At 69.3% G+C, this 25,535-nt stretch carries 23 protein-coding genes; 6 read left to right on the plus strand and 17 right to left on the minus strand.

The window, feature by feature from the left end; all coding sequences use genetic code 11:
* Positions 1–170: 170 nt before the first annotated feature.
* Genes GA0070609_RS23400 through GA0070609_RS23410 form a run of 3 tightly spaced genes read right to left on the minus strand, consistent with a single transcriptional unit; the run spans position 171 to position 1,526 of the window.
* Positions 171–575 (minus strand): hypothetical protein, encoded by a 405-nt coding sequence (locus GA0070609_RS23400; RefSeq protein ID WP_231928393.1) that lies wholly within the window; start codon positions 573–575, stop codon positions 171–173.
* Positions 572–832 carry a hypothetical protein gene (locus GA0070609_RS23405; protein WP_088995773.1) on the minus strand — a complete coding sequence of 87 codons (261 nt, stop codon included), beginning with the start codon at positions 830–832 and terminating at the stop codon, positions 572–574. Before GA0070609_RS23405 ends, GA0070609_RS23400 begins: the two co-directional genes overlap by 4 nt.
* A gap of 13 nt (positions 833–845) precedes the next feature.
* Complete coding sequence (locus GA0070609_RS23410; RefSeq protein ID WP_088995774.1) at positions 846–1,526, minus strand: hypothetical protein; 681 nt, start codon at positions 1,524–1,526, stop codon at positions 846–848.
* Between the two features lie 199 nt (positions 1,527–1,725).
* Between GA0070609_RS23410 and GA0070609_RS23415 the strand changes: the two genes are divergently transcribed.
* Positions 1,726–1,947, plus strand: a complete 222-nt coding sequence (locus GA0070609_RS23415; RefSeq protein ID WP_088995775.1) for a hypothetical protein — start codon at positions 1,726–1,728, stop codon at positions 1,945–1,947.
* Between the two features lie 42 nt (positions 1,948–1,989).
* The gene (locus GA0070609_RS23420; RefSeq protein WP_088997922.1) at positions 1,990–2,304 is read left to right on the plus strand and encodes a GYD domain-containing protein; all 315 of its coding nucleotides are present in this window, start codon (positions 1,990–1,992) and stop codon (positions 2,302–2,304) included.
* Between the two features lie 64 nt (positions 2,305–2,368).
* Here the strand turns inward: GA0070609_RS23420 and GA0070609_RS23425 are convergent, their stop codons facing one another.
* From GA0070609_RS23425 to GA0070609_RS23435, 3 genes are all read right to left on the minus strand, one after another.
* Positions 2,369–3,274, minus strand: a complete 906-nt coding sequence (locus GA0070609_RS23425) for a hypothetical protein (protein WP_088995776.1) — start codon at positions 3,272–3,274, stop codon at positions 2,369–2,371.
* A gap of 191 nt (positions 3,275–3,465) precedes the next feature.
* On the minus strand, positions 3,466–4,230 hold the full coding sequence (locus GA0070609_RS23430; protein WP_088995777.1) for a DUF427 domain-containing protein: 765 nt from the start codon (positions 4,228–4,230) through the stop codon (positions 3,466–3,468).
* A gap of 303 nt (positions 4,231–4,533) precedes the next feature.
* Positions 4,534–5,847: a hypothetical protein gene (locus GA0070609_RS23435; protein ID WP_088995778.1), complete on the minus strand. Its 1,314-nt coding sequence runs from the start codon at positions 5,845–5,847 to the stop codon at positions 4,534–4,536.
* A 1,326-nt stretch (positions 5,848–7,173) separates the two neighbouring features.
* Here GA0070609_RS23435 and GA0070609_RS23440 point away from each other — a divergent pair.
* Together GA0070609_RS23440 and GA0070609_RS23445 are read left to right on the plus strand one after the other, a co-directional pair.
* The gene (locus GA0070609_RS23440) at positions 7,174–8,664 is read left to right on the plus strand and encodes a hypothetical protein (RefSeq protein ID WP_197700179.1); all 1,491 of its coding nucleotides are present in this window, start codon (positions 7,174–7,176) and stop codon (positions 8,662–8,664) included.
* Positions 8,661–11,306, plus strand: a complete 2,646-nt coding sequence (locus tag GA0070609_RS23445) for a phospholipase D-like domain-containing protein (RefSeq protein ID WP_088995779.1) — start codon at positions 8,661–8,663, stop codon at positions 11,304–11,306. The genes GA0070609_RS23440 and GA0070609_RS23445 overlap by 4 nt, the downstream gene beginning before the upstream one ends.
* Positions 11,307–11,350: 44 nt before the next feature.
* Here the strand turns inward: GA0070609_RS23445 and GA0070609_RS23450 are convergent, their stop codons facing one another.
* From GA0070609_RS23450 to GA0070609_RS23470, 4 genes are all read right to left on the minus strand, one after another.
* Positions 11,351–11,572: a DivIVA domain-containing protein gene (locus GA0070609_RS23450; RefSeq protein WP_088995780.1), complete on the minus strand. Its 222-nt coding sequence runs from the start codon at positions 11,570–11,572 to the stop codon at positions 11,351–11,353.
* A 326-nt stretch (positions 11,573–11,898) separates the two neighbouring features.
* A complete protein-coding gene (locus GA0070609_RS33955; protein WP_197700180.1) occupies positions 11,899–12,390 on the minus strand; it encodes a hypothetical protein in 492 nt (163 codons plus the stop codon).
* Positions 12,391–13,410: 1,020 nt separating this feature from the next.
* Positions 13,411–16,530 carry a sacsin N-terminal ATP-binding-like domain-containing protein gene (locus GA0070609_RS23465; RefSeq protein ID WP_088995781.1) on the minus strand — a complete coding sequence of 1,040 codons (3,120 nt, stop codon included), beginning with the start codon at positions 16,528–16,530 and terminating at the stop codon, positions 13,411–13,413.
* Positions 16,523–19,588 carry an SNF2-related protein gene (locus tag GA0070609_RS23470; RefSeq protein WP_088995782.1) on the minus strand — a complete coding sequence of 1,022 codons (3,066 nt, stop codon included), beginning with the start codon at positions 19,586–19,588 and terminating at the stop codon, positions 16,523–16,525. Before GA0070609_RS23470 ends, GA0070609_RS23465 begins: the two co-directional genes overlap by 8 nt.
* A gap of 289 nt (positions 19,589–19,877) precedes the next feature.
* On the opposite strand from GA0070609_RS23470, the gene GA0070609_RS23475 reads away from it, so the two are divergent.
* A complete protein-coding gene (locus GA0070609_RS23475; protein WP_231928394.1) occupies positions 19,878–20,444 on the plus strand; it encodes a hypothetical protein in 567 nt (188 codons plus the stop codon).
* Positions 20,445–20,470: 26 nt separating this feature from the next.
* Here GA0070609_RS23475 and GA0070609_RS23480 read toward each other — a convergent pair whose 3' ends face one another.
* From GA0070609_RS23480 to GA0070609_RS23505, 6 genes are all read right to left on the minus strand, one after another.
* Positions 20,471–20,875: a GIY-YIG nuclease family protein gene (locus GA0070609_RS23480; RefSeq protein ID WP_088995784.1), complete on the minus strand. Its 405-nt coding sequence runs from the start codon at positions 20,873–20,875 to the stop codon at positions 20,471–20,473.
* Between the two features lie 9 nt (positions 20,876–20,884).
* On the minus strand, positions 20,885–21,136 hold the full coding sequence (locus GA0070609_RS23485) for a hypothetical protein (RefSeq protein ID WP_088995785.1): 252 nt from the start codon (positions 21,134–21,136) through the stop codon (positions 20,885–20,887).
* Positions 21,136–21,396: a DivIVA domain-containing protein gene (locus tag GA0070609_RS23490; protein ID WP_088995786.1), complete on the minus strand. Its 261-nt coding sequence runs from the start codon at positions 21,394–21,396 to the stop codon at positions 21,136–21,138. The genes GA0070609_RS23485 and GA0070609_RS23490 overlap by 1 nt, the downstream gene beginning before the upstream one ends.
* Complete coding sequence (locus tag GA0070609_RS23495; RefSeq protein WP_088995787.1) at positions 21,393–21,647, minus strand: hypothetical protein; 255 nt, start codon at positions 21,645–21,647, stop codon at positions 21,393–21,395. Before GA0070609_RS23495 ends, GA0070609_RS23490 begins: the two co-directional genes overlap by 4 nt.
* A 175-nt stretch (positions 21,648–21,822) precedes the next feature.
* Complete coding sequence (locus GA0070609_RS23500) at positions 21,823–22,626, minus strand: hypothetical protein (RefSeq protein ID WP_088995788.1); 804 nt, start codon at positions 22,624–22,626, stop codon at positions 21,823–21,825.
* Between the two features lie 63 nt (positions 22,627–22,689).
* Entirely contained in the window at positions 22,690–23,037 is a 348-nt protein-coding gene (locus tag GA0070609_RS23505; protein ID WP_231928395.1) for a glycine-rich domain-containing protein, read from the minus strand.
* A 414-nt stretch (positions 23,038–23,451) separates the two neighbouring features.
* Between GA0070609_RS23505 and GA0070609_RS23510 the strand changes: the two genes are divergently transcribed.
* On the plus strand, positions 23,452–23,994 hold the full coding sequence (locus GA0070609_RS23510; RefSeq protein ID WP_088995790.1) for a GNAT family N-acetyltransferase: 543 nt from the start codon (positions 23,452–23,454) through the stop codon (positions 23,992–23,994).
* Positions 23,995–24,049: 55 nt separating this feature from the next.
* On the opposite strand, the gene GA0070609_RS23515 is transcribed toward GA0070609_RS23510, so the two are convergent.
* A complete protein-coding gene (locus GA0070609_RS23515; RefSeq protein WP_088995791.1) occupies positions 24,050–25,393 on the minus strand; it encodes an AAA family ATPase in 1,344 nt (447 codons plus the stop codon).
* Between the last annotated feature and the right edge of the window lie 142 nt (positions 25,394–25,535).

Consider the following 25,535-nt stretch of genomic DNA (forward strand, 5'->3'; position numbering starts at 1 on the left):
TGCAGTGACAGTAGTGAAGCGCCCCGGATCGCGTGGACCCGTCCCGAGTGGACAGCCGCACTCTCCCCGGCCAGGTGCTGGCAGCAGGCCGGGCAAGGTGCCGGCGGCCGGGGCCGTACCGCGGCAGGGAGCTGCCGCCACCTGGGGGACCGGTGAAGGGCCGGCGAGGGTCAGTGGGCGTCGGTGACGACGTGGGAGCAGGCGGCACAGGCGGCGGCGCCCTGCTCGGCGTACCAGCGGCAGGTGCGGCGGATCGCGCAGCGGGGCAGCGTGGTCTCCGGGGCGCCGGCCGTCTCCTGGTACGAGGCGACCAGGCGTTCGCCGAGGCCACAGTGCTCGCCGGTCCAGAAACCGCAGCGCGCGGTGACGCACGGGCCGGCGAGCCGGTACCGGGACTCGACCGGGGTGTCCGAGCCGGCCTGGGTGGCCAGCGCCACCTCGGCCGGCAGTTGCGGCGTGACATAGGCGACCCGACCCGCCGGAGTGATCATGCCGAGGAAGACCGTGGCGTTGGCCGCGGGCGTACTCGGGCACATCCGCTCCGGCGGATCCGGCCGGCGGACCGGGTCGGTCACTTCTGCATCCAGAAACCGAGCTCGTTGATCTTCAGGCCGAGCTCGTCGGCGAACGGGCCGTCGATGACCCACAGGCCGTACCACTCGGGGCGGAGCCGGAGGTTCGCGTGGCCGACGGAGAGCGGGTTGGTCAGCTTGGTGTTGACCTCGGCGAGGGCGTTCAGTCCGGCCTTCTGGATCTCGCCGGCGATGCGGCTCTGCTGCTCGGTGGTCAGCTCGACGCCGTCGACCACGAACCGGAACTCGCTGCGTGCCATGGGTTTCCTCCGACTACTCGTACGACTCGGTCCGCAGCCCGCGCCGCAGACTGGCTCTGGTGAAGGCCACCCACCCGGCGCGGGTGGCGGCGTCGGCCCGGTGACCGGCGCGGGCGAGCGCCCGGCCGGCGTGCTCGCGCCAGCTGGCGGCGGTGCCGGCCGGCGCGGCCCAGAGTTCGCGGCACGCCGCGACCGCGAACTCGACCTGCTCGGCCGAGCCGGTGAAGCCGGCGGGCGCGTCGGTCACCCGCAGCCCGCCGCCAGGTTGCGGCCGAACGGACGGGAAGTGGTGGTGCAGGCTCGCCGCCGTCGCCCACCAGGCGGCGTCCACCCGGCCGGCGGTGAAGCCGTCATGGAGCTGGTCGTCGCGCTGGTAGCGGATGGCGTGCAGGGTGAAGGCGTCGCCGGCCGCGTCGACGTGGCCGGCCACCTCCACCGGCGTACTCCAACTGCGGGGTGTGTTGGCCGACCAGAAGGCCAGCCAGCCGACGAGCCGCTCGTGGAAGTCGGCCTGGAACCGCGCCGGCTCGGGCAGCCGGGCGGTGGCGATCCGGTCGCGGGTGACGAGCGGGACCGAGGGTGGGCTGGCTCCGGCGGCCTGGGCGCCGGTGACCCCGGCGACGGTGACCGCCGAGGCCACCGCGGAGCCGACCAGCAGCCCGCGCCGGGACAGCGAATGGGAAGTGGGATTCATCGTCCGCCTTTCATTGACGGCCTTTGTCCCGGACCCTAACGGCCGCGACAGATCACCTGAACAGCCCCGTTATCGGCATTGCGACATTGACGACTCTGATTGGTGGCGGCGGTAATTCCTGATCTGTGCTGTCTTGATCGTCGCCGGCCGCGGCGGACGGCGGATGCGTAGCGGGCGGCGTACCGGGTACGCGCCGCCCATGGGTAGCCACAAGGAGAACAAGCACGATCCGGGCGGCGAGTCGGCGCGCGGGCGGCGGCATCCGGGCAGCGGCGCGCGCGGCCACCAGGGCTCGCCGGTGGAGCACTCGCCGAAGGCCCGCCACCTGCACACCGCTACCGGGTCGGCCGGCAGCGAACGCGACCAGGGGCGCGCCAAGGTCGAGGGCGCCGACCGGGTCCAGCGGCAGGGCACGGGCTGAGCCCGGGCGGTCCGATCGCAGGGAGGTGATGGCGGCGTGGCCATGTTCCTACTGAAGTCGACCTACACGATCGACGGGATAAAAGGGCTGACCACCGACGGCGGCACAAAACGCGTCGAGGTCGTCCGGAAGATGATCGAAGGTGCCGGCGGCCGGATGGAGTCGATGTACTTCGGATTCGGCGCGGACGACACCTACGTGGTGTGCGACCTGCCGGACCACAAGACCGCAGCGGCGCTGGCCATCGACATCCGCGCGGCGGGCGGCGTGGACACCCGGGTCACGCCGATCCTGACCGCCGACGAGATCGACGAGGCGACCCGGGAGCGGCTCGAATACCAGCCTCCCGGCCGATGACGGGCGGTCACGCGGCCTGGTGGAGCCGCCCCGTTCGACGGGGCGGCTCCACGAAGCTGGGCGGTTACGCCGTCGCGCAGATGGCGTACGCGGTGTTCGTCCAGTTGCCGGCGAACGCGTCCTCCTCGTACGCGCCGGAGAAGACCGAGGTCGGCGCGGTGGCCGGGCCACCGTTGGGGCGGAAGTCGTCCACTACCGCCTCGCCGGTGACGCCGTTCAGTTCGTAGCCGGCGCCGGTGAGCACCTTGCCGGCCGGGCAGGTGGCGGTGACGCTGTGGAAGTCGTTGGAGTTGCTGGCGCTGACCGCCGAGTTGCGCACCAGGCCGGCGAGCGGGTTGGCGCAGATCGCGTACGCCGTCGCGGTCCAGTTACCGGCGAACGCCTCCGCCTCGTACGCCCCCACGGTGACCGACGTCGGCGCGGTGGCCACGCCGCCGTTGGGCCGGAAGTCGTCGACCACGCCCTCGCCGGTGACGCCGGTCAGCTCGTAGCCGGTGCCGGTCAGCACCTTCCCGACTGGGCAGGTCGCGGTGACGCTGCGGAAGTCGTTCGAGTTGCTGGCGCTGATCGCCGACACCCGCACCAGCCCGGCGACCGGGTTGGCGCAGATCGCGTACGCGGTGACGGACCAGTTGCCGGCGAACGCCTCCGCCTCGTACGCCCCGACCGTGACGGCGGTCGGCGCGGTGGCCGCGCCGCCGTTTGGTCGGAAGTCGTCGACGACCGCTTCACCGGTCGCCCCGTTGAGTTCGTAGCCCGCGCCGGTGAGCACCTTGCCGACCGGGCAGGTGGCGGTGACGCTGCGGAAGTCGGTGGAGTTGCTGGCGCTGGTCGTGGAGACGCGGACCAGGCCGGGGACCGCGGCGGACGCCGGGGCGGCCGGGACGACGACCGCGGCGGCCACCGCGGCGCCCGCGATGAGGCTGAGCGCGCGGGGGCCGAACCGGCGGGAGGTTCGCTGAGCTGACATGTGACTCTCCTGTCTGTCACGCCCGCGGCGCTGCCCGGTCGGGCTGACCACCGCGGAGCTTCGTCGATGACGCGCTCACGCTAAGTAGTCGGCCGACCAGGCATTATCTCCAAACCGACTACGTCAAGTAGTCGACTGAGTGCCGGCTGTTTGCGGCGAGTCGCCGCCACCGGTAAGGGGCGCGGCGCGGGTCAGGAGAAGTGCGTCTTCGGCCGGCTGAGCCGCTCGCCGTCGACGATCAGGTCGACCTTCTCGTTGTAGAAGGCGATCAGGCCGGCGATCGGCAGGAGCGCCCCGGTGGGGAAGGTGTACGACCAGGCCAGGTCCGGGTGGACGGTGCCGCCGACGCGGACGGACCAGTAGTCGCTGGTCCGGCCCTTGTACGGGCAGGCCGTCCTCGTCTGCGACGGCACGAGGTGGCTGAAGTCCACATCGGTGCGGTTGAGGTAGTAGCGGGTCGGGAGGCTGGTCTCGAAGACCAGCACCGGCGAGGTCGATTCGGCCAGCACCACCCCGTCCAGCTCCACCCGCAGGCTGCGGCTGGAACGCAGCGCGTCCACCCGGGCGTACGGGTTGCGGGGGTGCACGAACACCTCCTCGTCCTCCTCGAACCAGCTGTCCATCGCGGCCCAGTCGAACCGGATCGTGTCGACGAGCGCCGGCGGCGCGTCGTCGCCGTACCAGCGCGCGCACGAGTGCCGGATCGTCTCGCCCACCCGCAGCCCGTGCAGCCGCGCCGTGCCGCGCCGCGACTCGTCCGTGCGCTGCTCATCGACCAGCAGGCTGCGGTTCACGTCGGCGGCCGGGAGGTAGTACTGGGGGTAGAACGGCCACTCCCACACGTACCGGGCCTGCGTGGTGTCCAGCATCTGCTGTCCGGCGAGGAAGGCGCGGATCCGGCGCGGCACCGGCTCGACATGGTCGACCGGAACGTTCGCCTTCGGATAACCCGGCACGTGTCCTCCTGCGCTGCCACCGACGATCGGGCACTGGTTCAACGATCAGCGCGGCGGCTACGAATCGACGGCGTCCTCGACGGTTGCGCAGGGTCCGTCGTGGTCGTCGCGCCGCCGGCAGCGGCCGGGCCCGTCGAACCTGGCGTCACACCAGATGCGGGTACGCAGGAACTGGCGGTCTCCTCGCTGAGCGTGGTCTCGCCGAAGTCGACTCGCCGGCCCCAGCGGCGCAGTCGGTGCGGTGCGCGGTCGTTGCGGCAGCGCGGACCGTCGGGCCGTTGCTCGGCGGCGTGCGGCATCCGGCTAGACAGCGACTGCCGGGAACACTACGAGCGATCCGTCGCTGCTTCGTTCGATCTCGATCGCAACGTCAGCTTGACGAATTCCCACATTCAGGCCATCGCCCAAGGCGCGAAGGCGATATGCGGCTTTGAGCAGGTCATCAACCTCGCCCTGCGTGAACATGATGCTACGGAAACCGCCGGGACGCTTCAACTCGAGAGTCGACAGTCGAAGTAGGACCGAAATTAGGCCTGATTCCAACTCGTCGACGCGACGCTCGTCGTCGCGCAATGCTCCGATAAAGCTCTTGAACGGGTTGTCCGTTCCCGCGAGTTGAGCGTGCTCAACTGCTTGAAGCACGAGCACCCGGCGTTTGAGAGCAATGGCGAGTCGCGCAAGCTCCACGTGTGCGCGGAAGGCGCCGCCTTCCTCGTTGATACCGGGGAACGATTTCGTCAATGCAGCAACTTCAACCGGGCCTTCGGGCAGCGTGGCTAGCGCATCTTGCCACTTCTCAAGCCGACGCTTGGTTCGTTCGATCGCCCTGCTGATCGCGTACGACGAGGAATCCAATCCCAACGACAGGCCGATTCTACCCTGGTCGAGGAGAATCGACGTCGCCTTCTCGATTGCGTCACGACAACCGTCCAACTCGCTGCGTTCGTCCTCGAGCTTGTCCTCGTGGAGCTGCTCCAGGAGGTCGGTGATCCGCTCGATCGCTTTCTGGCGTTGGTGGTCGGCGTAGGCGCTGACGCCGACCGCGACGGCCATCAGCACAAGCGGCGCGGCCACTGTCAACGCTCCGGCGCCGGCAGCGGCCACCCCAGCTGTGGTGGCCGAGCCGGTTGCAGCACCTGCAACAGCGGCCTTGCCAGTAACGGGCACGAACGTGGCTTGGGCTGCGATGCCGGTGGAGTTGACCAGCGCGCTGTGAATGCCTCCGGCAGGTGCCTTCGAAGCCATGGGCTGGACAAGTCCTCTACCGACCTGTGCGGCAACCTTCGCCGGTACCACCATTCGGTAGAGAACGTCACCGGTAGCGGCGACGTTCAGCGTCGGCGGCGCTGACTTCGCCGTCTGAGCCACGAGGTGCGACAACTGCTGGGCGAGCGGACTGGCTGCATGAAGGGGCATCCCGCCGTTCCGATCGCGCCTGGTTGACACCGGGTGGGCTTCCAGCGTGGCGATGGGGGAATCGGCAAGCGCTGCCAGGACAGTTCTCAGTTCTGCAAGGCGAGCGGGGGTCATGCCCTCATCGCCCAGCACGTCCGGCACGCTCGCGGTTTCCGTAGCGAGTGTCCATACCGGCACGGGTGCCTTGTTGTCAGTGACCACGCTTGTCCCTCCCCGAAGCGACACCCACCATAGGTGGTGGCCGCGAAACCAACAACAACCTCGGGCCGCAGAGTCCTTGCCCAGATTGTCACCGCTATTCGTTATCGGGCTCTTCGGACATTTGATGGAATGCGGCTCTCCGGGTGATGGGCGACGGGTAGGGGTCGAGGCCCCCGGAGGATCAGTAGCGCTAACCGCTGGCCAGACCCCGAGGACCTCGATGAGGGAGTGCAGGTTGGACTCTGCGAGCGCAAGCGCGTCATTGTCGGGACAGTGTCGACACCGTCGCAGCCGGCGGGATGCCCGACCTGTGAGGTTCCCATGGTGGGCCGCGGCCGACGTCACCGGGTCTTTGACGACGTGCCGGGAACCAGTTCGGGTGGTCTGGGGCAGCAGGTCTGGTGGTGCGTCGATCTCGGTTGGTTGGGGTGGACGGCTCACCCGGGAGGGCAGTTGTGTGCGGCACGGACAAACCGATCGGCTACTGGCTCAAGCAGCTGCAACACAACCTGATCGAGGAGCAGTTCGACGCGACGCTGGGCGGCCTCCGCCTCGACCGCCAGCATTCGCAGATCGAACCTGCTCTCCGGCGCGACGCGCAGCCGCCGCGAGATAGAGCAGGCACTCGCCCTATTCTGGCCGGATGGCGTACCCCAACTCGACAGCGCCCTCGACGGGGCGACGGCCTGGTCACGCGGGTTGGGCAGCGTTTCGACGGCCAGGCGTTCAGCCTGACGGAGGGGGCGCGCCGCACACGATACGGCGGCGGAGCGCGTCGGCATGACGCCGGCGGCGGCTGCGCGGGCTCACCCTCGACCAGTACGCCGAGACCGTCCGGATCCCGTCGATCATGGCCGGCAACCTCGAGGCGGCGTTGGCAGGCCGCGCACTAAAGTTAGCGCCAGATGATTCAGCGGATGGGCCGTGTCATCCGCCCTAAGAAGGACGGGCGACCAGCGGCCTTTCATCGTTCTCTACGTCAGAGGAACCGCGGAGGACCCGACCAGTGGAGCTCACGAGGGACTTCCTCGAGGAGCTCACCGAGGTCGTTCAGCAGGAACCCGTTGACTTCGGCCGAAGAGTGTCTGATATGGATCCTCTTTGCTGGTACATCGAGGGTAGGTTCCGGAGTTAAGCCCTAACCGCCGTCGGCAGCAGGACGACCGGCGAATGCTAGCGGTGACTCGCTCATCCTCGGACATGCAGCTCGGCGATGCCGCCGGCAGCCGCTCCGTCGCTCATCCATAGTGGTCGGCTGGTCGGCGGATGTGATACGGGGTCCGGGCGGGCGACAATTGCGCGCATGTCAGCGATGGGACACAGACCGTGACCGCACCGCCGATCACCGTGCAGGGGCCGGCCTGGTGTGAGCCGGGGCTGTCGGCGCACGCCGGTCGCTACCCGTTGGCGGTGGAGGCACCGGTCATGGCCGGCGTCGACATCCTGGTGCCCGGCGTCTCTACGCTGACCCACTACGCTCGCTACTACACCCTCTACTGGGCGCTGGCCGCACGCGCAGAAGCCGTCGGCCTGGACGAGCAGCGCTGTCGGCGGCTGGTCCGGCGGGCCGAGGTGGCGCTCGCCGTGGTCCACCGCAGCGCCGGCACCGACGGGCCTGATCCGGCTCCGGCGCACGGCGTGGAGTCCCTGGCCCGGCTCGCTCCTGAGCCGGGCCGCGAGTTCAGCGTCGCCGACCACGAGGGCCAACGGTCCTATTCGCCCCGGGCCTGGGGATTCTGGTCCCAGTACGGCGGGTCGAGCGTCAGATTGGGCACCGTGACCGTGGAGCGAGGTACCCTGCGCAGCGGCCGGCACCCCTGCCCGTCGTCGGTGGCCGACAGCTTCGCCCCGCTGCTCGAGATCGCCGAACGCGACGCCGGGGTGAACGACCCAGCGACGCTGGCCGGCCGCCCCGAGGATCTCGCACCGCTGACCGGGCTGATGACCGCGACAGTGGCCGGCCGCCACGACCCGGACGCCTGGACCGGCGACGACCAGACCCGCCGGTCAACCCTGCGGATCCTCGCCCGCGCCTGCCAGCTGCACCCGACCGAGCCGACCTGGCGGGGGGCGTTCCGGAAGGCTGTCGCATACGGGCCGGCGGCGCGCGAGGACCGGGTCCTCGCCGACGACGAGCGGACCCAGGCGTGGCGGGGTCTGCTGTTGCGCCACCACTCGGTGGGTGCGTGGCGTCACCTGTGGGCCGCCGTGGTCGACGAGGTGCACCGCAACGGTCCGGTCACCCGCGAGCACCTGCACAACTGGATCACCGGCCAGCTCCCCACCGGCACGGTCGCCGGACTCGAGGCCGGACTGCCCGACCTGGTGGACAGCCGCGCTGACCCGCTCCCCGCCGAGCTGTCCTTCGACCGGGACAAGAGCCTCGCCGCCGACGTGTCGCTGCTGCTGCTGGGCGCGCGGCGGTTGGATTGGCTCACCGGAGTCGCCCGGCGCTATTTCCTGGGTCGGCGGCGGGCCTACCTGGACCCGTCGTGGATGGCGCAGCGGCGCGCCGAGTACGCCGACCGGTCGCTGCGTGACCTGGGCCGCCGGCTCGTTGACGACATGCTCGCCCAGTCCCGGCGGGTCGCCCTGCGCAAGGCGAAACTGCATCGCGGCAGCGGCACGCTCTCGATGCCCAGCCGGCTGCACGAGCGGGGCGGGGCCTACGTGGCGGCCACCCGGGAGAGCGGCGACAACATCGGGCTGCGAATCGACCAGCTCGGAGGTCTCGCCGTACAGCTCGGACTGCTCACCCCGGAGGTACACGAACCGGTCACCCCGCTCGGGTCGACCCTCTTGGCGGTGCCGGCATGAGCGACGACGCGCAGTGGTCGTTCCGGTCACCACTCAGCCTGCTGGAACGGTGGCGGGACCGGGCCGACGGGGCCCGGCTGCGGGAGCTGCTCGTCACCGGGTTCACCTTGGACCTGGGGTTCCTGGAGCGGTTCGCAGTGCCCACCGTCCGGGCGCTCGGCGCGCGGATCACCGTGCTGGCCGACGCCGGGCAGGCGGTGCACGACCCGGTGGACGTCCGGCGTGCGGGCGTGGCGTACCAGCACGGTCACGCGTTCTGCCGGGGCGCCTTCCACCCGAAACTGGCCGTCCTGCTCGGAGACGAAGACGTGTGGCTGGCGGTGGGGTCCGGCAACCCGACCACGTCCGGGTGGGGCCACAACCGGGAGGTGTGGCTCACCGTCGGCAGCGGCCTCGACCGTGGCCCACGGCTGCTACACGACGTGGCGAACTGGCTGGTCGACCTGCCGACGGTGGTGGCGGTACCGAGCTGGATCGCGGCGACCATGCGGGAGATCGCCGGACGGATGCGCCCTGCGGAGGTGAACGAGGACTGGTCGTCGGTGCGCGTCGTCGGCAACCTGCGCCAGTCGCTGCTGGGTCATCTGCCCACCGACGCGGTGGCGGAGCTGCGTCTGGCCGCACCGTTCTACGACCCGGAGGCCGCGGCGGTACGCGCGCTGGTCGACCGGATGAAACCCCATGCGGTACGCGTCGCGGTGCAGCCGGCCTTCGGCCGGTTCGAGGGCCGGTCGCTGCTGCGGGCCACCGAACCGGCGGTGGAGCGCGAGTTCCGGGAGCTGGCCGCGAGCCCGGCGCTGCACGGCAAGGTGGTCGAGTGGACGACCCCCGCCGGGGTGACCAGCGGGCTGACCGGGAGCGCCAACATCACGGCGGCAGCGCTGCTGCGCAGCACCGTGCAGGGCGGCAACTGCGAGCTGGCCGTCCTGGCACCGCACCCGGTGTCGCTCTTTCCCGAGGGCGACGACCGGGGCGAGGGCGCGGTGGCCCAGTTGCGGGCAGGTCGGAGCACGAGCGCGACAGGCAGTCCGGCGCCGACCCTGCTCGGTTGCGCGGTCGTCGAGGGGGCGCTGCTGGTGGAGCTGGCCGCCCCGGTGACCGGGCGGGTGGTCGTGGAGATCTCGCACTCCGGTGAGCCGGACACCTGGCAGGCCGTGGGTGTCGTTCCGGTCGCCCAGGCCACGGCGCGGTTCCTGCTGCCGGAGGTGGCCGGCGGCGCGGTGCGCGTGGTCGTCGACGTCGACGGCGTTCGCGTCGAGTCGGCCGCCGTCTTCGTCACCGACCCGTACCGGTGCCGACCGGTGCGGGACGCCGTTGATGGGCCACGCCTGGGCCGGGGAACGCCGTATGAGGCGATCGAGGTCTTCACCGACCCGATGCTCGCCGCGCGGTTCACCGCCGACCTGGAACGGCTGTCCGGCCTGCTGCCGCCCCGGCGCCACACCCAACCGTCGACGTCGGATCGGCAGGTCGTGGACGTCCGCACCGGCACCGATCGGTGGCGAGACTACCTCGAGGACTGCGACCGCATCCTCGGGCCGGATCTGTCCCGGCTCGTCTTTCCGCACCGGCCGGGGACGGTCGACGACACCGCGTCGGGCTTCGTCGTCGACGACGTACGCGAGAACGAGCCGACCGACGAGGAGGACGCCGCCGGGGCCGACACGACGACGGAGAAGGACCCGTCGGCGGACGGCGACCCGTTGGGCGTCGACCGGCTGAGCGAGAGCGAGCGGGCCCGTTACCGGGACTTCGCCACTCGGTGGGCCGAGGCGGTCAGCACGCCGGCCGTGGAGGGCGACCGGACCTCGCTTCCACCGATGAGCCTCCGGATGCTCGTCGCCTCGATGTACCTGACGCTGCTCGCGGAAGGCATGTGGCGCGACGACGACTGGCGTACCGATCTGCGGTGGCTGGCGTGGGCGCTGGTGCCCGACGACAGCGCCCTGGACGAGCTGCCCGCCGAGGCGTTCGCGCACCTGTACGCGTGGCTCGCCCTGGTGGTGGCGACCCTGCGGGAGGGCGCGCGACTGCACGGCAGCCGGGACGCCGACGCGCTGCTCACCGCCGCTTGGCGGGACGCCGCCGAGTGGGTGGCCGACACCGACCTGGCGCTGGCCGAGGAGCTGCTGCTGCCGGCCGGGCACCTGTTCGCCGTGGCAGCGAGCGCGTCCGCGCTACGGGAGACCGTCGAGCTCGCGCACGCCGCCAAGCACGACTCGTACGCCGAGGCCAGATCGGCGTTCGCCGCCGCCGGGCTCGACGTGCGCCTCGACGGGGGCGTCTGGCGGCTCGACGGCGTCACCGGCAGCCCGCAGCGGGCCGCGGCCGACGTGGTCACCACGGTGCGCCTTGTGAGCCGCCGACCGGTGGTGGCGGTGGCCCGTACCGGGAACCGTGCGGTGCTGGTCGCCTGCGACGACCGGACCATGCTGCTGGTCGACTCCCGCGCTGTGATGTGGTCCGTGTACGACCTGTCGCCCTTGCGTACGCCGCTCTCCCTCGTCGCGGATGCGGGCAACGGGCCGCCGCCCGGCGCCCGCACCCGCCGGCCGCTGCACACCCCACCTCCACAGGTGCGTGAGCTGGGCGAACTGCTCGGCGTCGACCTCGCCGCCACGGCCGCCGGCCTGCGATCCTGACGCCACCGGCACGACGGTGGTCCCTGCCGTGCCCAGTCGAGCTGTCAGATGTGCAGGGCGTCTTTGATGCGCTGGTTTTCGACCAGGGCGCGGTCCCGCTCCCGGATGCGTTCGCGCAGCTCGTGGGCGAGCCGGTGGAGCAGGGCGTCGACGCCAGCGGGCCGGTAGCCGCGCCGGCCGACCCGGGTAAACGGCAGCGCCAGCGCGGCGAGACGGTCGAGGCCGAGCGGCCCGGCGAGGGCGTCGCGGCTGCGGTAGACGGCCATCACCCTCCGTGAGGTGCGGCAGGTGGATGCGGTCGGCCGGCACCCCGGCGGCGAGCAGCCGCAGCCGGGAGCCGGCCAGCATCGCCGGTGGCCCGCGAAGGAGGACGTCCTGTTCGGGGCGGAGGTGATCGAGGGCGACGGTGAGCGCGCCGCCCCACTGGCCGGGCGCGGCGTGCGGGTCGTGGGAGAAGGCAGGTACGAAGGTCAGCCACCGCCGCCAGGGGCGGATGGTCGGGGTGGCGACGCCCCCGCAGGGGCGGTCGTGGGCGAGCACCTCGGCGGGCCGCCAGGGCGGGCCGTCGCCCGATCCGGCCGCGGCGGCCAGGTCACAGCCGGTGAGCCGGTGAGCCGGCGATGACGTGGGCGTGCGGGCGCAGGTCGAAGTGTCGGGCGGCGTGCCCGAGAACCGTCCGCGGGGCGGCCCGCTCCACCGGGTCGTCGGTGTCGGCGTGCCGGAACAGGGCGGCGACCAGCAGCCGCGCGTCGTCCTCCGCGAGCCGGGGCCGCAGCGCGTCGCAGAGCTCGTCGATCATCGGCTGACCACCGCCCGCGACGCGCTCTTCCGGCAGGTCCAGCGCCCACAGCACGCCGACCAGGCGGTCCACGATCCGCCGGTGCTGCGCCTCCGACAGGCCTAGGCCGCACCAGCCGTCGCGCCCGACCGCGCCCGCCGCTGGCCCGTCGCCGAGCGCCGCGGCAAGGCTCCCGGTCAGGTGCGCGCCGAACCGCCCCAGGTCCACCCCGATGAGATACGGCGACAGCTCCGCATCGGCCACCACCAGGCGTAGCCACTGGGCGGTGATCTGGTCCGGGGTCACCGCCGTGCAACCCGTTCCGTGCTGCCGTGCGGATGCTCGGCGCACATTTCTGGTGCTACCGGCCTGGCCTATCCCGGCTGGCCGGCGTGCGCTTGTGGTCCGACCAGCGCGCCCGCTGGACTGCGCGTACGCGCGCCTTGACCTCCTTGACGGCTTCGTTCTGACCCTTAACCCGCCGTCCCATGACCGGCGCGAGGAAGGTCGCCGAAGCCTGCCTGAGCCGCTGCACGCGTCCCAGAAGTCCGAGAAGCCGATGAGAAACGTATGGAAGCCTCCGGCCAAGGCGCCCATGGTCAACTGAAGTGATCCGTAGAACAATCTCGGCAACTGTCGGTCACGATCTTCGCGACTCACGTCCAGGATGTGAAGGCTGAATAAACCATGGCAAGAGCTCAGGAGGGACAGATAATGGATCTAAGCTCAGCGTCAGATGGCGAGATCGTACGCGCGATCAACAGCGGCTCAATTGATGCGGAAGATCTGGCAAATAGCAGCGGGTGGCGGAGAATCTGCCAGGCCAGGGGCCGGAATTTCTCGGGGGTGGATGATGAGGCGTGGCAGGAGCTCTGCTCGTACCGAGGATACGTCCTGTCACGACGCAATCCTCGAGGATTCTAGGCGGCATTTTAAGGGCCTTGGCGTCGGAGAACCTAGCGAGAGCTCGTCGCGATGAGCTGCCGGACGCTGAGTGGAGACGTTGTCCAGGTACCTGCCGCCGACGTGGCGGGTGCGCGACTGCGGGCGGTACCAGCGGCGCGGCCGCCCGGACCAATCATCGGCGAAAGGGCGACAGCCCCAAGGCGGTCAGGGTTGAGTTCTGCCGGCGCGGCATCGCGATCGCGCCGGCCAGCAGGCAAGGCCGAAGACGAAGCAGCCGAGGCGTTTGGCTTCGTCAACGCCGGGACGACATGGGTCGTGCGCAAGATCTGGGGCCGCAACACGGAGCCGACTCTGAACACTCTCCGCGATGCACTCCCAGGGGCAGGAGTGAGCCCAGCGCGCCAGGTGACGGGCGTCCGGCTACGCCCCGGCCGCCGTCGCTTCATCCGCGCGGACCATTTCCTGAAGGTCGAGGAGATGCTTCTCGGTGTAGCTGACGACCACCGGCGAGCCACAGAGCTCGATCCGAAGGCCACTACCGCCACCGCCTTCGGCGCTCGTCCTCCACTGCTGGATTTGCGCCAGCAGATCGTCTGACTCGACCTGGCCGTGTAGCAACTTGCTTGCGCAAGTGGGGCACAGGCAGAGGGTGTTGCCGGGACGGTCAGTCCAGGCAGCAGCCGTATGGGAGACCAGGTGGATGACTTCGAAATAGGGGGTCCAATCCCGTTTGGGGAACGTGGCACCGCAGATCTGGCAGTGGCCGGCATACTGCTCCAACAGGAACTGCCGCACCGCCGGGTCCTTGCCGTCCCACACCCTGCGCCCGATGACTCGGAACCTGTCTCTGGGCGTCGGCTCGTCCGCTAGATCTTCGTTGATGTCGTCCCGGGTCCGTTGCCGCCTGATCGCCGGGGCCGTGACCCGACCGTCGGATACGAAGGAAATCTCCGCCTCGGCGTGGACGGCAGGTCTATCGAAGGCGTCATGGAGAGCGCCGGCGTATTCGTCGGGAGTGAGCCTGGCGTCCGCCCCGATCCCGCGCCGGTCCTGCTCCTTCTGTTCGTGGCGCCGGCGCAGCTGGTCGAGCTCAGCGGCGGCATCCGGGTTCTCCCGCAAGAAGCGCAAGGCCTCCACAGACACGTTGAGCTCGGCACTCGCCTGGACGATGGCGGAGGAGATCATGCCAAGTGCGTCAGCGAGGGCCTGGCTGGGCTCGAAGTCGTCAGGTAGATCGTCCAGCGCCAGTTCGGCTGGTTTCACGAAGGCGCCGGCTGCTGTCGGAAGCCAGGCGCGCGAGGTGGCGAGTTGCAGCGTCTTGGACGCCGTATCGACGGACTTACGGTTGGAGTAGTCCTGCCGGCCTGACGACTCTACGGTCCCTCGTAGCCGACTCGCGTAGGGCAGCAGCAGCCAATTCCACACGTAGACCGATCGCCGATGATCGGGCTGCCTCAAGGCATCCTCGAGGCCGGCAAAGCGCAGATTTGGATCGAATCCGTGCAGTCCCCGGCTGTGATCTCCCCAGTTCGCCCGGAGGACCACGTGCCCGAGTGCATCCGGTGGCGCCGCAGAGACCCGGACAGCATCTGCCACGCCTAGCAGGCTGAGTTCCTTGTGATATGGCTGGTAGCGGTCGTGGAGGAAACGGCCATGAGCGCTGGGCAGGAAGTAGTGCTCCAGGTCCTCCTGTGGCCAGTACGCGACCGAAGGGGGATGAAACGTGTACGTCGACTCGTTTGCGGGTCGGCATTGCAGGAACGGCGTGGTGCGTAGCACCTCCACCAGGTCGTCCCTGCGTCGTCTCGTTGCCGTTCGCATCGCCCGCTGGATCATCTCCAGGTCGGCGCCGTGCTGGCCCTCATCGATTTTGCTCGAAGTGTTGCGATACCTCGGCACGACGTATTCGAGAACCTCGTCCACGGCATCTGGCTCGGACAGGCCCAGATCGTCGAGGAACGCCCGCGCCTCGGGATTAGCTGCGATCTCGTGACGCACCGTCGGGAAACTCGACCGCGCGGGACCCGGCAGGTATGCCTGCGGACGACCACCTGCGTCAAAAGGCACGACGTTGCTACCGTCCTCGAGCCGGATCAGCGGCAGCAGACGTGCGGGCCCAGGACGGTTCCATGGCGGCCGCGGCGCGCGCCACAGCGCCGGGGTCTGGACGAGGAAACGGTAGAGCCGGACCAGCCAGGCATCCTCGATCGTCTCGAGGAACTTCCTGTCAAGTTGCTCGACGAGCCACTCGGCATCGAGCTCGTCGATTTGGACGACGTTGTTCAGGTAGTCCCACACATCGCGATTTCGGTCCCGCGTGAGACGCGCCGGCTGCCACTGCAGCGGCTCAGTGACTCCCTCCAGTGCAGCCAGCTGCTCCGGTGTCAACAGCTCCCGAAGCCCTGCGCTGCGGGCAAGACGCATCTGGGTCGCCGACGCATGGCCCAGGGGTCCAGCCACGGGAATGAGTGGCCGGGTCCGTACAGCCTGCAGGAGCGCGTCGAACAACGGCCGTAACAGTGAGCCCTCGGGGAAGTCGATCTGCCTGATCGGAAGAACCTCGAGCAAGTCCAGACCAAGGCGACCTCTACGGCGCAATTCCTCCAGCACGTCGATCAGTAGGTGGCTCGCTTCCGCGATGATCCGGGCATTGTCCGCGTCCCGGTCGGGGATGTTGTCGCGTGCAGGGGTGGTGCGCAGTGGCGCCTGCAGGAGGAAACCCAGACCGCTCGGCTTGTCGGTGGGAAAATATACGACCAGCGGCGCGTGGGGAATCGGTTCCACTGGCGCTTCCGGCGCACCGCTCGTGCGCTTGAACGCGATCTCGACTCGCCGGCCGGCATGCCCGACTCTGGCGAGGTCCCGCCGAAAAACCTGCCAGTGCTGGTGGTTGATGACCCGATCGTTCTGCTTGACGACCAGCTCGACGTCTGCGGACGATTCGCCCCGCTGCCGACGCGAGAAGATGAGCGCGCCACTACCGCCAGCCACGGTGACCTGCCGGACATGCTGGAGGAACAGCAGTGCCACCGGATCGAATCGCTGCAGGCCAGCGCGAATCTCGCCGTGCGCGGTCTGAGGAGGAACGTCCTCCCGGTCGAAGGGAAACTCAAACCGAGTGAGGTTGTGGGGCAGGTCAGCTGGAGCATCGGCCGTCTCGGGACGGACGTAGTGCCGGATCCGGAAATGTTCGGCCCCGGAGTGCACCTCCGGTGCGAGGGTGTACGCGTAGACAGACTTGAAGCCGATACCGAACTTGCCGATGCTGGTCAGCTCGCCGGTCTTGGTGGACGCGTCGACTCCGCAGATGCCCCGAACGTCCCGCTCATCAAAGGGGCGGCCGTCGTGCTCTACGACGAGTCGGTCCGGGTGCAGTGCGAACGTGACGTGCGAGGCGCGAGCATCCTCGGCGTTCTGCAGCAGCTCGAGGATGAAATGGGTGCGATCGGCGTAGAGCCGTTGCAGGAAGTCGAGGTGCCGGATGCCCTGGCCGTACTCCCGGATGTTGTCCTGGCGGATGCGCGCGTAGTCGCTAGGCATGGCTGATGGTCAGCACTCCCTCCGCGATCCGGCGGCTGACGATGTCGACTCGGCGTCGGTCCTCCAGCTGCTCGCGGCGCTGCGCGAAGTGACGGATGGCTCGTGCTCGTTGCGCCGTCAGCATGGTGAGGATCCGGGACTCCGTCTCGCCGGTGAGACGTTCGTCGAGTCGCTGCAAGCTTCGTTGGTGGTGCGCTTCGAGGCTCCCGATCCGGCGGGCCAATAGCACCTCGTTGAGGGCGTGGGCGTCACTCACCGCGTCTCGGCGCCGCCGTTCCGTGTACCTGGCCAGCCCTGCATCCGCCTCAGCAAGATCGGCGGTGCGCGCTTCGCCCTCGGGGGCGGCGTCTGCGAGGAGGGCGAAGAGGCGACGCTCGACGGCCGGGCAAGGTTCCAGGTCAGCAGCGTTCACGACGAACGGCACGGTGCGGAACTCCGGCCGGACGGCAATCGTCTCCCAGGTGTCGCACGCAAAGGCGTAACGGCCCGCAGGCAGGTCCGGATCGACGGCGTGGAGATGGGCGCGGAGTTGGTGGCCCTGGGTCGGCGCAAGCGCCTGTACGGCGAGCCGGACCAGCGGGTGGGTCGCGGTCAGGAAGACGAGTGATCGGTCGGCGCTGGCTGCCTCATCGGAGAACGTCAGCCGCAGTCCGCCGTCCTTCTCGCTCAGCCAGCGGCGTAGTTCTTGGAGGAGCCGGCCTGCGCCGAGCGTCGCCTCATTTCGGTTCAGCTCGACAAGCAGCTCCGCGCGCGCCGACTGAGACAGTCGCAGCCGCAGCACGTCGCTGGCCAACCGATCAAGGTGGCCTGATACCGGCGGCTTCGTCAGATAGGCGCGAACAAGCTCCTCTAGCTGCTGCTCGGTAACGGCTCGGCCGTTCTCGACCAGGGCGTTCAGATCCTGGGTGAGGCTGTCGTCGAGGCCGAGAAGGTCCTGGCTCGCATCCTCGACTCCGCGGGTTTCGGTGATGAGCCGTACAGCGTTGTCGGCGAGCTGGCGGGCTCGTTCCTCCATTTGCTCCGGCGTCAGTTCGGTGCTGCTGACGACGGCTGTCAGGTCCTGCGTCATCTCGCCGAGCACGCCCTCGAGGTCACCCACGGTGTCTCGGAAGAGGTCCAGCCGCTCCCAGCATCGGAAGAAGACGCGCTCCTCGACGGTCTCGGGGGTCACAAAGTTGAGAATCAGCACCTTTGGGCTTCGCTGCCCGAACCGGTCGATGCGGCCGATGCGCTGCTCGATGCGCATCGGGTTCCAGGGGATGTCGTAGTTGACGAGCCGGTCGCAGAACTCGTAGTCGAGGCCCTCGCAGCCGACTTCGCTGGAGAGCAACACGTCGATTGCCTCCGGGTTCTCACGGTCGAGGCGGAACCGGTCCCGCAGCCGTTGCCGCTCCAGCTCGTCTACCCGGCCGGTGACCACTCCGACTCGGACACCGGCGGTGGTGAGGTGCTCCGCGAGGTAGTCGAGAGTGCCGAGAAAGAACGAGAAGACGAGAAGCTTTCCCGGACCGTCGGCGGCGCGGGCTTCCGTGACGACTTGGAGCAGCCGCTCCAGTTTCGGGTCGTCGGGCGGAAGCTGCCGCGCCATCTCGACAAGGTCCGGGTTCGTCGGAAGCGGGAGCCGCGGCGAGGAGTCGTCCGGCACGACCTCTGGCGCATCGGTGAGATCCGTGACAGCAGGCTCGCCTGCGGTCAGGATGCGGCGGGCGAGTGCTGGCAGGCAGCTCGACGCCTGCCGCTCGAGGGTGTCGAGAATCAGCCGGACCACAACCGGGTCGTACCGGGTGAGGAGCTGGTCGCGGCGGGCTTCGAGAAGCCGTTCGTAGAACTTCCGCTGTACGGGCGTGAACGGCACCGATACGGTGTGCGGCTCGCGGATCGTGAATCCGCCGATGTCCCGCCGCCGGGTGCGGTTCACCAGCGGAGCAAGAGTGTTCAGCTCTTCGATCTCGCGCACGCACCGTACCCGGTCGTCTCTCGTAAGGGCATCCGCGCTCAAGCGTCTACGGACGTCGTCGTACCTGGGATCGATCGCGATGGCCTGCCGCCCCCAGTTTGTAGACGCAGCGGCCTGCAACGCCTCGAGTGCCTCATGGGCGGCGCCCGGCGCGCCGTTCCGCAGCACCCGCACGGCGGTATTGAGGTGTCTATTGGGCTCGACGACCTCGAGGAACGTCTGCCGGTCCGGGAAAAGCTCCGGGCGTAGCAGGTTGAGCAGCGTAAACAGATCTCGGGCGTGCGTCTGCACCGGCGTCGCCGAGAGCAAAACAAGCGCTGTGCTGATGTGGCCGAGGTACTGCGCGAGCGTATGTGAGTTCGTTCCGGGCGTGCGCAGGTGGTGTGCCTCGTCGGCGATCACAAGATCGAAGGAAGGGGGCGGGTCAAGCTCACGTAGCCCCTTGTCCCTCTTGCGCATCGGATCGCCGTTCAGGTATGCCTCGCGCGCGAACAGCTCGTAGTGCACGATCGCGCGCCGGTACTCCTGCGGCCAGGTGCCGTCCAGGTGGGCCTCGTTCAGGCAGTAGCGCAGACTCGCCGAGTCGAGCACTCGGAAGTCCTCGTCGAAGCGGCGCATCTCCTCGCGCCACTTCACGGTCAGCGCTTTTGGGCAGAGGACGAGCACGTGGTCCAGCGGCTGCCGAGCAGCCAGCTCTTTCATGATCAGGCCGGCTTCGATCGTCTTACCGACGCCGACGTCGTCGGCGATGAGCAGCCGCGGCTCATCGGCACGGGCGAGGCGCAAGAGCGGTCTGAACTGAAACGGAACGTACTTGATCCGCGCTGCCCGAAGCGAATAGACGTGATCGGTGAGCGGATGACTGAGCCGGGCGGCGATCAGTCGGGCTCGGAACTCATCGGGAGCCAAGCCGGCCGTCGACGACGCCGGTCGAGTCGCTGCAAGCACCAGCTGGTCCTCTGCGTACTCCCAGATGCTTCCTGCTCCGTGGAACACGCGATAGCGGCCGAACCCATCGACCTCTTGCAGAATCTCGATGACGGGCCCGACTCGACTAGGGTCCGCTTGAACGGCAACCACGTCACCGACGTTGAATCCCACGCGCGCCCCTTGAATTAGCCCCCACGCGGCTGGTCACAGCCGCTGCATCGCCGGCTCCGAGAGCATAGGCATGCTTCGACGTTCTCTGCGGGGCCGTTCAGCCGTACGACGGATGATCCGGGCCGAAGGTCGGAGGCACGGGACGCACATGTCCGAAGGACACGGTCCGGATCCACCCGTAGGGTCGGTCTGCGCTGATCTTTCAGTCCCGCTGGGGAGGGACGGCCAGATGAAACCTAGAAGAGTAAGTCTCCTTGATCTCGGCTTGGACTCGTCTTTCGACGCCGCAATGACGTTCGTGCAGTCAACCCTGCAGAACATCAACGCCGGATGGGAAGAACCGGTGGTAGACATCGACTTCGTACGATCACGAGACCCCGACACGGTGCTCACCGCGTTCACCGCATCCTGCGACGTCCTGCATGTCATGGCGCATGGCGATCACAGCGTCACCCCCATGTTCATCAGCTCGGACGAAAAGACCAGCATCTCTCTTGAGGAGCTGGGCGCGGCGGCGGCCGACAAGGGCCGGGGCATCTCAACGGGCGCCATCATCGCGGACGGCTGCAAGACTGGCACTGGGGTGTGGCAGAAAGCGGTGCGGGACTGCCTTCAGGGTGAAGTGACCTACATCGGCACCTCTGCGATCATCGGCTGGCACGAGAGCGGCGTCTTCTGCTCTGCCTTCTACGGGGCGCTCTTCCGCAACAAGGGCAAAGGCATGTCTCCCACAAAGCAGGCCCGGGATGCAGCCGTACGTGCGATCGAGGCGTACAAACTACTGACCGACAGAACCTGCCCGTACCGCGTCATGACCTTGAAGCCGAGCAAGCGAGCGCAGCTGCTGCTCGGGTAGCGGCCCAGTCGCTGTACGTCGCGGTCCTAGCGTGCCCCGTCGCCGTAGCGCGGGTTCGGTACCTGCCGGTTGAAGCGGGGATTGAGGGCCAGGACCAGGGCTTCCTTCGTACCCTTCGGGTTGTCGGTCTCCTGCCAGCGGACCTCGCGCTCGCCCAGCCAGCCGGCGATGTCCTGCGCTGTCGCCACCAGGCCCTGCTTGTCGAGGAGCTGGCCGACCTGCTCGTGCAGCACTGACGAGTCGCGGTTGCCGGTCAGGTGCTGCCGAAGGCGGTTGCGCAGGTTCCCGGTCCGGCCGACGTAGATGACCGTGCTGCCGTCGAGGACCACGTGCACGCCGGGCGCGCGGGGAGCGTCGGCGGCGGCCTCCATCGTGTACTGCACGGGAGGCGTGAAGCCGGCTAGCAGGTCGTCGATCAAGGGGTCGGGCATGCCCGGAGGCTACTCCCCCGTTGCCCCGCAGGGGCCGTCGTGGTCGTTGCGGCGTCGGCAGCGGCCGGCGCCGTGGAGCCGGGCGTCACACCAGATTCGGGTACGCAGGAACTGGCGGTCCTCCTCGCTGAGCGTGGTCTCGCCGAAGTCGATGGCGGTGACGTGGGCGAGGGATTCGCGCAGTGCGGTGGAGAGGATGATGGCGCCGTCGAGGCTGGTCAGCGTGGTGGGCAGGTGGATGACCCAGCGGGGTGCGCTCATCACGGCCACCTGTTGTTGGGTGAGCCGGGCGTGGTGTGGCGGCAGCCGGCGTGGCGGGACTGCCACTGCCGCAGCGCCTGGCGGATGCGTTCGGCCTCGGTGTTGGCGGTGGCCAGGTCGCGGTGCAGGCGGTCGAGTTCGTCTGCGAGTTGGTTCAGGTAGGCGTGGACCTGGGCGGAGTCGAGGCCGCGCCAGCGGGTGTCGAAGGCGGCGGCCCGCACGTGGTGTGGGAGCAGGCGCTCGCCGGTCACGTAGATCATCGCTGTGGTGCCTGCTGCTCAGCGATCAGCACCTGGACCTGCCGGTCGGTGAGGCCACGCTGGTCGAGGACCCGCTGGCCCCAGCGGTGCAGCCGGCACGGGTGTGGGGCGCGGTCATTGCGGCAACGCGGGCCGTCCGGCCACTGCTCGGCGGCGTGCACGGCCAGCGCCTTGACGGCGAAGCCGACGTCCTCGGCGGTGACGTACGGCGGCAGCGGCAACTCACCGAGCACCTCGTCGATCGAATCCATATCCCTCCCTCGCGTTGTGGGGCACCGAGGCGGGCGGGGACGGCAATCGTCGTTCGGGTCGACGCCGCCGGAGCCCAGCACCCGCCCCAGGCCTCCATCGCAGGGTTGTGGATCAGTGCGGCGGCCCGTATGACGTGCGCGTGGTAGCCGATATGCACGACTCGTATGCGGGGCTCTACCGAGCGTTGATCCGTTCTCGGTAGTCCCGCCACTGACTTGCGGCATCAAGCAGTGGCCCGTGGTGGGGACCGGGCACCGCCTGCTGCTTGCGTTCCCAGAGGCGCACCAGCCCGTCGGCGAAGGCGTTCACCGCCTCATCGGGCGCGTGCGCCCACGCCGGGACCTGCCGGGCCCACGCTTCGGCGGCGGCCGGTTCGTGGCCGGCGCGGATGAGGCGTACCAGCATGAAGGCGGTGTCGATCCACGCCGCTCCGCGCGCCGGGCTGGACCAGTCGACGAGCCGCAGCCGGTCGCCCAACAGAAAGTTCCGCGGCGTCATGTCGGTGTGTAGGAGCGTGTCCCCGTCGACCAGCTCGGATGCGATGAGGTCCCGCCAACGGTCGGCGAATCGCTGCACCGGTATGGGCGGAGCAGGGGTCAGCTGACGGTTCAGCGAGCTCAGCAGTTGCACCACCGGGAGCAGGTCGGGCGATTCCGGGCCCAGATCGGGGTGGCGGCCGGCTACGTACTCGAACCCGAGGAGTAGCCAACCCTGCTCCTCCACCGTCCATCGGAGGCGAGGGGCGACTTCGGGCAGGTAGGGATTGACGCGAGCCTCGTTCCGGTAGAGCCAGGCGGTCGGGCCGTCGGTCTCCCCGCCCTTGCAGAAGATGCGGCCGATGTCGGTGTCGAGGACGGCGGCCAGGTCGCAGGAGGCGCCGGTCGGGACCGAGTACGCCGCGCGGACAGTGCCGGTGTGGTGTTCGACGTGGCGGCGTACCGCGTCGGGAAGCTCCTGCCAGTGGCGGCGACGCGGCATGCGGTGGTCTCCCGACGGCGAGCAGTCCCGGGCAGTGTATGCCCGAGACCGCCGACGAGCCCGCTATCGCGTGGGGCTGTCGGTGCAACCGGCGTGGCACTGGGTGCACTTCGAGGTGCAGTCGGCGGCCGGGCCGCCCCACAGCCCGTGGTCAAGAGCTAAACCGGCGGCGACGATGGCGGCAGTCGCCCGGGAGATCGGAGCGCCGATCGGCTCGGATCGAGAGGGCGGGTCATCGGGCGTGGGCTCGGGCTGATGGTGGATGAACCGGCCGGCGATGCGCTGACAGGAGTCGGCGTACTCGCGGGTGTGCAGGATGACGGTGTGCCAGCCGATGTCGACCAGGTCGCTCGGGCCGAGCGGATCGGTGGCGGTGGCGCAGGCGGCGAGGATGGCGAGCGCTTGATCCATGATCCGGGCCGGCAGATCGCCGACGACTCACGCGTCGAGGTACGGGCATTGGCCTGCATGTCCTTGCTCCTGCGGCAGGACCGGCCGAGCGAAGCGGTGCACTGCGCCATACTTCGCGCTCCGCCGCACCATCCGCGCAGCCACCTGCTTCCGATCCGTTATGACTGTGCCGGGTGAGGGCTTTCGGCGGAACAAGCTCTACTACACCGTCCAGCTCGCGAGAGCAGCACGACAGCAGGGCAACTTCGTGGGTGCAGCACAGGCTGGCCTGGAGGCATTGCCGGAGATAGGGCGGGTGCGATCTGGACGAGTGAGCGCGCTGCTGGCTGAGGTGCGGTCCAGCCTTGAGGGCACTTCCGCCTCGCTCCCCCGGGTCCGCGAGTTCGTGGACGCTTACGACGAAACGTTGGCGTGATGCAGGAAGACTGGCAGCTGCGGCACCACACGGCCGAGGAATCTCGAGAGCTAGTCGGCCAACTCGTCGACGTCTACCTCGATGCCCACGCCGATGACGGGCCGCTGTACAACGCCGATCGATACCGGCAGCAACTCGCCGCGCACATGCCACGACCCGGGTGGGAACTGGTGACAGCGATGGCCGACGGCGAATTGGTGGGATACATCTATGGATTCCCATTAGCAGCGGATACTCGCTGGTGGGACGGCATCCAGGAGCCGGTCGCGGCCGGCTTCACGGAGGAGAACGGCCGGCGCACCTTCGCCATCAGTGAGTTGCTGGTGTGCCGCGCCTGGCAGCGACGCGGCATAGCCCGGGCCTTGCATGACGAGCTAGTAAAGAGCCGTAGCGAGGAACGGGCTACGCTGCTCGTCCGTCCCGACAACACCGTTGCTCGGCATGCCTACGCCTCCTGGGGATGGGGAGACGTTGCACGGCTCAGGCCGCGGTGGAAGGACGCGCCGACGTACCTGGTTCTGACAAGACCCATAGGCAGGTAGTCCGGCCTCGCTACGCACCGAGCTCGCAAACCCGGCTACCTCACGGCGTTGACGATCATCTGGCTTGGTGCACCAAGCTTGTTGTGGCCGAGCCGGCGAGTAGCGCCAGGATCGTCTGGTTCGCCTCCCAGCCGTCCGGGAACTTCACCGGTACGTCGAGGTGCACGGACTCGGTCGACGGATGTGCGTCGAGCAGCTCACCGATGCCCGCCCGGGCCACCACGATGCACGCGTGCCGATGCCGCGACGTCAGAACGCAGAGCCGCCCCGACTCCAGGTGGAACGCCGTCGCGTCCCGCCGCCCGGACAGCGGATGCAGCACGATCGTCACGTCGTACTCCCGCCCCTGGAGCCGGTTTGCGGTGTCCACGGTGATCCCGGCTCCCGCCGCGCCCAGGTGCACGCGAATGGCCGCGGCCTGGTCGCGATGCGCGGCCCCGATGGCGATCCGGTCTGCCGTGACCGGTGCGCCAGCGGGTGCGTGCTCGGAGACGGCGACCGCTCCCCGCTGCAACACGCGCAGCGCCAGGTCCGCACAGGCCGCGGCCGCCTCGCCATCGGTACGGATGGTCTGCCGTGCTGGCAGCTCGTAGAGCGCCCAGCCACTGAAGGCGGCGATGTTCACCACCTGGTCCATCGCGTCCCCGCGTCCCGGATGGCTGAACGACAGCGTCCGGTCAGACGCCGACGTACCGGCGCGGAACCCGGTGAACGGATAGAACGCCGCCGCCACCACCGGGGCCGCCGACGCCGGCAGCCGCCACGAGACCGGAAGCCGGTGCACCGGCAGCTCCGGGTTGTGCCGCAGCAGGACCGCCACGGCCGACTGCATCGGGTCCCAGGTCAGCCCCGTCCAGCGCGCGGTCTCGACCGTCGAGAACGGGTCCAGCTGACCAGGATCACCCACGAACAGCGCCCGCTCGAACCGGCCAGCGACGCGCAGCAGGGCGTCCGAGCGCATCTGGTACGCCTCATCCACGATCGCCCACGGCCAGGAGCCCTCGCTGACCGTGGCCCACTTGGCGGCCGTACCGATGATGACGCCCGGACCACCGAGGTCGGCGACCTTGGCGGCGACGCGGACCGTCTCGTGGCCCCGGACCCGCTCGGACGGCTTGTAGTCGGCGGCCGAGAGTCGGCCGATGCGCAGCTCGGGCGCCTTCCGCGCCAGACGGTCGATGAGGTCGTCGACCTGTTCGTTGGTCTGCGCGATGATGATCAGCGGCTCGCCGGCGGCGGCCAGCTCCACGGCGGCACGCACCACCAGGGTCGATTTGCCGGCCCCGGGCGGCGAGTCGACCACCACGCCGCGATGGTCACCGGAGCGCAGGTCAGCCAGCACAGCCGTGATGACCCGCTCTGCCGCGACTGCGGGCGGCACCTCCAACCCGGCGCGCATCGATCCCACCTTCCCGACGAGGTCTACGGGACCCTACGCCAGAGGGACGACGGGCGGCAGGCGAGGACCGGGGGCGTTTTGGCGGGAGATGTCCGAGCGGATGGCCCCCGCGTGGTGGAAGGCGTTCGGTCGCGCACTCGCC

The sequence above is a fragment of the Micromonospora echinaurantiaca genome, from assembly GCF_900090235.1.
GTDB classification, from domain to species: domain Bacteria; phylum Actinomycetota; class Actinomycetes; order Mycobacteriales; family Micromonosporaceae; genus Micromonospora; species Micromonospora echinaurantiaca.